This window comes from Arthrobacter sp. CAL618, from assembly GCF_000468215.1.
In the GTDB taxonomy this organism is placed as follows: Bacteria; Actinomycetota; Actinomycetes; order Actinomycetales; family Micrococcaceae; genus Arthrobacter_D.
This window is the reverse complement of sequence record NZ_ASZW01000214.1, coordinates 1-8,477: the sequence shown is the minus strand read 5'-3', so window position 1 is coordinate 8,477 and position 8,477 is coordinate 1. Positions and strand designations below refer to the sequence as shown.

The 8,477-nt window shown below is 60.3% G+C and carries 9 protein-coding genes; 5 read left to right on the top strand and 4 right to left on the bottom strand.

Annotated elements, in window-relative coordinates:
* Together K728_RS0112895 and pknB are read left to right on the top strand one after the other, a co-directional pair.
* Positions 1 to 685, top strand: a 685-nt coding sequence (locus K728_RS0112895; protein ID WP_024476976.1) for a PASTA domain-containing protein, incomplete at its 5' end; no start/stop codon positions are given.
* A gap of 42 nt (positions 686 to 727) precedes the next feature.
* Positions 728 to 2,596 (top strand): Stk1 family PASTA domain-containing Ser/Thr kinase, encoded by a 1,869-nt coding sequence (gene pknB / locus K728_RS0112890; RefSeq protein ID WP_019482035.1) that lies wholly within the window; start codon positions 728 to 730, stop codon positions 2,594 to 2,596.
* Between the two features lie 58 nt (positions 2,597 to 2,654).
* Here pknB and K728_RS0112885 read toward each other — a convergent pair whose 3' ends face one another.
* Entirely contained in the window at positions 2,655 to 3,299 is a 645-nt protein-coding gene (locus K728_RS0112885; protein ID WP_019482036.1) for an aminodeoxychorismate/anthranilate synthase component II, read from the bottom strand.
* Between the two features lie 283 nt (positions 3,300 to 3,582).
* Between K728_RS0112885 and K728_RS0112880 the strand changes: the two genes are divergently transcribed.
* Complete coding sequence (locus K728_RS0112880) at positions 3,583 to 3,834, top strand: cell division protein CrgA (protein ID WP_019482037.1); 252 nt, start codon at positions 3,583 to 3,585, stop codon at positions 3,832 to 3,834.
* A 268-nt stretch (positions 3,835 to 4,102) separates the two neighbouring features.
* Here the strand turns inward: K728_RS0112880 and K728_RS0112875 are convergent, their stop codons facing one another.
* Both K728_RS0112875 and K728_RS0112870 read right to left on the bottom strand, forming a co-directional pair.
* Positions 4,103 to 4,762, bottom strand: coding sequence for a rhomboid family intramembrane serine protease (locus tag K728_RS0112875; RefSeq protein WP_019482038.1), 660 nt, complete (start codon positions 4,760 to 4,762; stop codon positions 4,103 to 4,105).
* Positions 4,763 to 4,979: 217 nt separating this feature from the next.
* A complete protein-coding gene (locus K728_RS0112870) occupies positions 4,980 to 5,522 on the bottom strand; it encodes a peptidylprolyl isomerase (RefSeq protein ID WP_019482039.1) in 543 nt (180 codons plus the stop codon).
* 171 nt (positions 5,523 to 5,693) lie between these two features.
* On the opposite strand from K728_RS0112870, the gene K728_RS0112865 reads away from it, so the two are divergent.
* A complete protein-coding gene (locus tag K728_RS0112865) occupies positions 5,694 to 6,542 on the top strand; it encodes a hypothetical protein (protein WP_019482040.1) in 849 nt (282 codons plus the stop codon).
* A gap of 99 nt (positions 6,543 to 6,641) precedes the next feature.
* Entirely contained in the window at positions 6,642 to 7,511 is an 870-nt protein-coding gene (locus K728_RS0112860; protein ID WP_024476973.1) for a glycosyltransferase, read from the top strand.
* Here the strand turns inward: K728_RS0112860 and K728_RS0112855 are convergent.
* Positions 7,508 to 8,419, bottom strand: a complete 912-nt coding sequence (locus tag K728_RS0112855; RefSeq protein WP_024476972.1) for a DMT family transporter — start codon at positions 8,417 to 8,419, stop codon at positions 7,508 to 7,510. The two genes, K728_RS0112860 and K728_RS0112855, sit on opposite strands and share 4 nt — an antisense overlap.
* Positions 8,420 to 8,477 lie beyond the last annotated feature (58 nt).

Below are 8,477 nucleotides of genomic sequence, written 5' to 3'. Positions count from 1 at the left end.
CGGGAGCCCCTGGCTGATTCCGTTGATTCTCCTGTTTTTGTTGGTAGGACTTGGCGTCGGGCTGTTTTTCCTCTGGCCCGTTCTGACCGGGGCTGACGACGACCCCAGTACCCCCCCGGCCACCACTACGACCACAACCTCGCCTAGCGCGACACCGTCCGAGACGGAATCGGAAACCCCCTCCGAACCGCCCACAACCGAACCCGTTGAGACCGCAGAGCCTGAAATTGTCATTAGTGCCGCTCAGTTCGAAGGCCGCCCGGTCGATGAAGTGGTTGCCGAACTCGGTGCCCTCGGCCTGGCGGTCTCGACCGAGCAGGAAGAATCCGACATAGCAGAAGGCCTCGTCCTCAGTGTCAGCCCGGTGGGAACCCTTGCGCGTGGTGCAGCAGTGACGGTCACCTCCTCCTCTGGACCTGCGCCGGTTGAGGTGCCATCAGGTCTGGTGGGCTCCACTGAACAGGAAGTCCAGCAAGCCCTGCTCAATGCGGGCCTGCAACCAGCCAATGCTGGACAAGAGGAATCCGAGGAGCCTGCCGGAACTGTGCTGAGTGTGGACCCCAGCGAAGGTTCGGAAGTTGAACCCGGCAGCGCCGTCAACTACGTGGTGTCTTCCGGACCTCCGCAGACCACCCCGCCACCCGAAGAAACCACCAGCCCCCCACCCACCACCGAAGCGCCCTAACGCGCTTCCCTCACTATTCAGATGCAGGCGGAAGGCGGACAAGTGACCACTGACAGGGTCCTGAACGGGCGTTACGAAGTAGGTGAGCTCATTGGCCGTGGAGGGATGGCCGATGTGCACCTCGGTCGTGACATCCGGCTGGGCCGGTCCGTGGCAATCAAACTGTTGCGTCAGGACCTGGCCCGGGACCCTCTGTTCCAGTCCCGTTTCCGACGGGAAGCACAGGCAGTCGCCGCATTGAACCACCCCACCATCGTGTCCGTCTATGACACCGGCGAAGAAGAAATCGCCGGGCGTTCAGTAGACGACGTGAAGGTCCCGTTCATCGTGATGGAGTACGTTGCGGGACGGACACTTCGCGATCTCATTCGCGCGGGGGAGCTGACCCTCGACCAGTCAGCCGAGCACATGGTGGGCGTGCTGTCGGCACTGGAGTACAGCCACAAGGCGGGTATTGTGCATCGCGATATCAAACCCGCGAACGTGATGATCACGCCGGAGGGAAACGTCAAGGTGATGGACTTCGGTATTGCCCGGGCCATCGCCGACTCCGCTGCCACCATGACCCAAACCCAGGCCGTCATCGGCACCGCCCAGTATCTCTCGCCTGAACAGGCCAGGGGCGAGACCGTTGACGCGCGCAGTGACCTGTACTCGGCTGGATGCCTGATGTACGAACTGTTCACCGCTCGTCCGCCGTTCATCGGCGACAGCCCGGTTTCAGTGGCGTACCAGCACGTCCGGGAAGTACCCAAACCGGCCAGTCAGTTCAACCCCGAAGTCTCACCGGCACTCGATGCGGTATTGCACCGGGCCCTTGAAAAAGACCGTCAGGACCGTTACCAGGACGCTGTGGCCTTCCGGGTTGCATTGCAGCAGGCCCGCAAGGGTGTTGTTCCTACTACCCAGCCCCAGGAACGCGCCACCGAGGCACTATCGACCCTACCCGCGGCTGCCGTTTCGGCCGCCGGGGCTGAGGGCCCGCAGACCCGCGCCATGGCGAAGGTGCTGGCCGGCGGGTCGATGAGTTCGGGTCCCCTCACGGAAGATCAGCCTCCACTGTCGATTTCTCGGACGTTTAACGCCGACCGCGATGCCGACGAAGACCGCCGTCGTGCGGCCCGGCGGGCGTGGACCACAACATTTTTTATCATCGTGGCACTGGTTCTCGCCGGTGGGACGTTTGTGTTGTTGAACCTCCTTAACTCCGAGCCAGAGGGTCCGGTGCTGCAGGCGGTACCGACCGTCGAGGGCATGACTCAGGATGAGGCAGCCAATGCCATCTTCGCTGCCGACCTGCGCCCACAGTTTGACGAGGATTTCAGCGACTCCGTCGATCCCGGTTTGGTAATCGATTCGGACCCGGGGGCGGGGGAAGAGGTGGAACCCGGCTCAACAGTTAACGTCACCATTTCCGAGGGCCCCTCCGAGGCGATCATTCCCGAGAACATCATTGGCATGACCGAGTCGTCAGCCAGGGATGCGTTATCCTCAGCCGGCCTCAGCGGCGGCGCGGTGACCCAGGAGAACAGCGCAACGGTTCCGGCCGACCGTGTGATCTCCACCAGCCCCGGGGCAGGAGAGTCAGTGCCGATCGGATCCGATATCGACCTGGTGTTATCTACCGGGTTGGTCGAAGTGCCGCGTTTGATCGAATTGACTACGGAAGAAGCGATAGCGCAGTTGGAGGATCCGGCGAAGGGTTTGACCTACCGCATTGAAGAAGTAGAAAACGCCGTTGTGGACCCCGACACTGTCACCAAGCAGAGTGCAGAACCCGGTTCGGTGGTCGCGCCGGGCACGCAAATAGTGATTACCGTAGCCGTTGCTCCCGAACCCGAGGACGACCCGTCAGTAGACCCTGAGCCGACTCCTGCCCCGACGCCGCCGGAAGAGACTGCAGAGCCCTAGCTCAGGACTGTCAACCTTGGCTCTGGACTGCAAAGCCTAGCTTTCCGGGTCGCTGGACCTATTTGGAAATCAGCGGGCTCAGGGTTGACGACTTCTCAGCGGCCCCGACCAGACCCAGTGACTCAAGCCAGTTGCCGAGCATGCGATATCCGCCCTCGGTCAACACGGACTCTGGGTGAAACTGCACCCCACACAGCGGAGCAGTTCGGTGCTCCAACCCCATGATGATGCCGCTTGCCGTGCGCGCTGTGACCACCAGATCTGGTGGAACCACATCACTGACCGCGGCAAGCGAGTGGTAGCGGGTCGCGGTAAACGGCGACGGCAGCCCCGTAAAGATGCTCCCTGCCTCGTGTTCCACCAGGGATGTCTTGCCGTGCATCAGCTCTGGCGCATGGGTGACGGTGCCACCGAAGGCCTCCGCCAACGCCTGATGCCCCAGACAGACCCCGAGCATCGGTGTTGAACTGGTACCGCACCACTTGATCATCTCGACGCATATCCCGGCATCGGCGGGTGTCCCTGGGCCCGGCGAAATCAGCACACCGTCACGCACCTCCGCGAGAGCTATCGCCTCAGCCAGGGTGACGTCGTCGTTCCTCACCACAGTGGTTTCGGCGCCCAACTCCTGCAGGTAGCCGACCAGGGTATAAACAAAGCTGTCGTAGTTGTCGATGACCAGAATGCGGGTGGTTTTGCTCATAGCGCTCGTGAAATGCCCGTCGTTGAACTCTTGCGGCCTGTTGTACCTTGATCACCAGCAACGTGCTCCACTGGTATGTCCCGCACTGCGCGCAGGCTGCCAGTACCCCACCTGGGTGGGGTACTGCGCCCCAGCACCGGTTCAGTGGTTAGAATTGTGCGGAACCGTGCTGATGACATTGATCCTTTTTTCAGGATAGCTTGCGTCATCGCCGACTGCCGAGCCCTTGTGAGGGTAAACACTAAGGCGTTGCCACTGTGGCTTCGCCTCTCTAGGAGGACCAGTGCCCGAGTCGAAGTCCCGCAAGAACAGGAAACCGAGTCAGTCCAGCACCGCTGCCTCCGCCGAGCGGAAGCCCAATCCGGTCTGGTACAAACCCGTCATGTTCGGGTTGATGATTCTGGGGTTGCTGTGGATCATCGTCTACTACGTATCTGAGGCACGCTTCCCTATTCCCTCAATCGACTCGTGGAATATCATGATCGGATTCGGCCTGGCGATCATCGGGTTTCTGATGACGACGAAGTGGCACTGACCCACGCTTCCCCACAACCACTTCCCTGACGCGTCCGCACTGGTAGTGGGACAGAGCCAATTTCGGTCCCTGTCCCTTAGTTACTGCGGACGCGTTTGCCGTTAAGGCGGACTCGTACACACGTTGTGCACTAAGTTATCCACAGCTGTGGGTAACTTTGCTGGGATGAGGTCTGAAGGTGGACGTTTTCGGCCCCATGCTTATCCACAGCTGTGGAATTACATGTGTGTAAGTTATCCCCGCTGTTGATAAACCTTGTGGACAACTTCTAACCCAGCGGTAGTTGTACGAGTGCCGAGCCGAGAATCGTCAAGGCTACGAGCAGCACAGCCAGACCCGCCAGACCTCCCCAGTGGATCAGGGACCGGTTCTTCCCCTTGGGGGCGTAGGCGATGATTGCGGCGGCTGCGGTTCCGGTGAGTAGCCCACCAAGATGCGCCTGCCAGGAGATCCCAGGAACCACGAAGCCCAATACGCCGTTGATGGCGATCAGGACCACGAGTTGACGCACGTCGCCACCTCTGCGGCGCTGGACTATCAACATCGCGCCAAACAAGCCGAAGACGGCGCCTGATGCTCCCACCACGGATTGCAGGGGGTTGGAGAGCAGGAGTACTGCCACGGATCCGCCAAACGCGGACAACAGGTAGAGAGCGAGGAAACGGGTACGCCCCAGCAACGGTTCCAGTGCTTGCCCCATGATCCAGAGCGCGTACATGTTGAAAGCGATGTGGAGCAGGAACCCGGTGGAGTGCAGGAACGCGGCCGTCAGCATTCGCCAAGGTTCAGGTGACAGGTATTCGGAGGTATAGAGGGGGGCATAGGCCAGTGCTCCGGTCAGCCCGGGGATGACCATTTGCAGCAGGAAGAGCACCGCGCAGATGCCGATGATTGAAAAGGTGAGAATAGGCTTCCCTTGCCTGGCCACACCGCCGAATATGGTTCGCTGGGTGGGAACGTTCCGCGCACTTTCCCTCACACAGTCAACACACTGAATCCCGACGGCAGCCGGTCGGTGGCACTCCGGGCACGCAGGTCTGCCACACCGCTGGCAGCGGACGTAGCTGACACGGTCTGTGTGTCGGGGGCACACGGGGACTTCCTGCTGCGGCTGGTCCGCCGGGATTCCGTATGTCATTGGTGTTTTAGAGCTGTTCTACCGTGATCGAGTTGATGACAACATCTTCCAGTGGCTTGTCCCGTGCATCGGTGGGAATCGCGTTCAGCTGCTCGACGATGGTGCGCGAAGCTTCGTCGGTGACGTCACCGAAGATGGTGTGCTTCCCCTGGAGCCAGGTGGTTGGGACCGAGGTGATGAAGAACTGTGAACCGTTGGTACCGCGGCCACCCTGGATTCCTGCGTTCGCCATGGCCAGCTTGTAGGGCGCAGTGAAATCCAGATCTGGGTTGATCTCATCATCGAACTGGTAACCCGGTCCGCCGATACCCTGACCTAGTGGGTCTCCACCCTGAATCATGAAATCCTTGATGACCCGATGAAAAATCGTCCCGTCGTACAACGGCTTGGTGGATTCCTCGCCGCTCTGCGGGTGGGTCCAGGCCTTTTCACCCGTGGCGAGGCCCGTGAAGTTCTGCACGGTTTTCGGCGCGTGGTTCCCAAAGAGGTTCACCTTGATGTCGCCGAGGTTGGTGTGGATAGTTGCTTGTGCTGTTGCAATAGCTGTCATACCTCCATTCTTTCATGCGCCCTCTGGTAAACCACTGAGATTGAGCTGTTCCGCGCACAGTGAAAAATCGTCGGGGACACCGCGAACGAATAGCACGTCATTGCGATACCCCGTAGGCTGACAGTCAACAGTCACTATTCCCGGGAGGCAGATGTGAAGAAGAACAAACGTATGACCCGCGACCTCGAGAAGAGCGTCGTAACGAGTGCCGAAGCCGCACGGGACTGGGCAGCTCCACGCGTGGATGCCGCCTACAACTGGGTTGCACCACGGATCGAAAAGGGTTACGGATCTGCGTCGCCGATGATCCAGCACGGAGTACAGCGTGCCGCACACGGCATTTCCGACGGTATCTCCACCGTCACCCCACGTATTCAGGACGGCCTGGATAAGGTTGCTCCGCGTATTTCACAGGTGGTTGATACCACCACCCCGCACATCCAGAAGACCCTCGACCGCGCAGCTCCAGCGATCACCGGTGCTCGTGACAAGGTAGTTGGCGATTATTTGCCGACCCTGTCCCACAAACTGGGAGACGCCGCTGACAGCGTGTCCCGTTCCCTGTCCGGCGCAACGATCCCTGAACCGGTGAATCGGGCGGTTACCAAGGTCACCGGAGACAAGAAGACGGTGAAAAAGGCCCAGAAGGCTGCAGCAGCCGCCGCCATGAAAGCCTCGCGCGATCTTAAGAAGCGGCAGAAGAGCGGCAGCAAGGGCTGGCTGATCTTCGGTATCATCGCCGCAGCGATTACCGCTGGCGTTGCCGTCTGGCGGGCTTCCAAGCCGGTCGAGGACCCCTGGAAAACCCCCGTCAAGGTGGATACCAAGCCCGCAGGTGAGGCTGAGCGCGCTGAGGAGGCGAAGAAGGTTGTCGCTGACATCAAGGAGGCCGCCGATCGGGCGGCAGCCAAGGCTGGCAACGCTGCCGACGAGACGTCAGATGCAGCGAAGTCCGCTGGTACAGCAACGACCGGCAAGGTCGCTGATGCAGCAGAAGACGCGAAGGATGCGACCAAATAGTCATTTGGCCTAGCTTGAAAGGAAAGGCGGTTCTTCGGAGCCGCCTTTCCTTTTTTCATTCATGCCGTAACCGGGACCCACGGTGGTAGATTGACGGCCGTGCACCCTCTCCAGAACGCCGTCTCTATCGTCATTCCGGCGTATAACGAGGAAAGTGTCATCAGGCAGTGTTTGATCGCGGCCATCTACCAATCGGTACCAGCCGACGAAATCCTAGTGATCGACAACCGCTCCACCGATGGCACCTGCCGAATTGTGCGGCAGATGCAGTTGGAGTATCCCGAAAGCCCGATCAAGCTTCTTCAGCATTCAGCCGAACAGGGGTTGATACCAACCCGCAATTTCGGATTTGATAGCGCGTCTGGCAACATCATCGGGCGAATTGACGCTGACTCCGTGTTGGAGCCCGACTGGGTGGAGAAGGTCCTTGCGGGCTTCGCTGACTCCGATGTTGCCGCCGCGACTGGCCCAGTGGTCTATTACGACATGCCGATGCGGCGCTGGGGTTTGCTTGCCGATGACAAGATCCGCCAACTAATCCTCAAGTTGGCCCGTAATCAATACCACTTCCTCTTCGGCTCCAACATGGCTATCCGCCGGACAGCCTGGGAACAGATTCGTGAGTCCACCTGCCGGGACGAGGCGGACGAAATGCACGAGGATATCGACCTTTCGCTCCACCTGGCCGAACACGATCTGGTAATTCGCTACCTGCCGACCATGGTCAGCGGCATGTCGGCGCGTCGACTTGAGGATTCGCCGAAGGATTACCGCTACTACGTGACCCGATTCGATCGCACGTACAAGGCTCACCGCATCAACAAACGAATCCTCAAGGTACCCCCGCTGATTTTCATGTCCATCTACTATCCAGCGAAAATGATCCGTGCTGTTCACTCTGTGCGCGGCCCCAGCCTCCACCGGGGTGGAACTCCCCAGGCCGCTGGTGAGGGCCCGCAGAGGGGCTAGGTGCCACCCAGCGCGGGCGGTGGAGAGGCCGCGGTCTCCACTGTAGTTCTCTGCCGCGGATTCACTTGCCCGCGAACCACGATAGCCAGGCCCACCAGGATCAGCAGTAACCCGCCATAGGTACCGGCCGGCAGTTGCTCCCCCAGAAAGATTGCCGCAAGCAAGGCTGCCCCAGGGATTTCAAGCAGGATGATCATCGAAACCACCAGCGGGCTCATTACCGCCAGCAAATGATTGAATACCGTGTGACCCATCAGTTGGGCGACCAGCGTGACGGCGAGGATCCCCACCCATGCTGCCGGTGAAAATCCCACCAGTGGCTGCCTGAAGATCAGGCACATAACGAGCAGGATGAGTGCGCACCCTCCGTAACACAGGGTGGTGTAGGTGCCCGTGGACATGGTCTTCCGGGCGCTCGCCCCAGCCATCTGATAAATACCAGCCAGGGCCCCGCCAGCCAGGGCCAAAAGGTCACCGATGATCGCATCCTGGGAGAGGGTCAGATCAAAACCAGTGATGACGACGACGCCGAGCAGCGCCACACTCAGACCCACAACCACCTTGGTAGCCGGCTTCGAACCCTGGATCGCGTTAAAGAGCGCGATCCAGGCCACTTGAAGGCAGACCAGCGCGGTGGCAGCCGCTACGGAGGTCAGTTTCAACGCGGTAATAAAGCAGGCAAAGTGGAGGGCCAAAGCGGTGGCGGCGATCGCGAGCCGCACGAAGTCGGATCGTCGCAGGGCCTTGAACTCATGCCGCTTGGAAAGTGCCGCGGGTCCGCCCATCACCAGCGCACCGATCGCGTTGCGCCAGAAGGCTATCGCCAGTGCCGGGGCCACCGTCGCCGCCATAATAGGTCCGGACGCCGCAACGCCCAACACACCCAGAATGGAGAGGAAGATAATCACCCAGTAACACTAATCCACCCGGTGCAGTTCAGTTAAAAAGAAAGGGTTCCGGCCACTG

Excerpts from the sequence above, each read along its gene's own strand:
- K728_RS0112885 (WP_019482036.1), bottom strand. The coding sequence starts at position 3,299 with ATGAGCAAAACCACCCGCATTCTGGTCATCGACAACTACGACAGCTTT.
- K728_RS0112870 (WP_019482039.1), bottom strand. The coding sequence starts at position 5,522 with ATGACAGCTATTGCAACAGCACAAGCAACTATCCACACCAACCTCGGC.
- K728_RS0112865 (WP_019482040.1), top strand. The coding sequence starts at position 5,694 with ATGACCCGCGACCTCGAGAAGAGCGTCGTAACGAGTGCCGAAGCCGCA.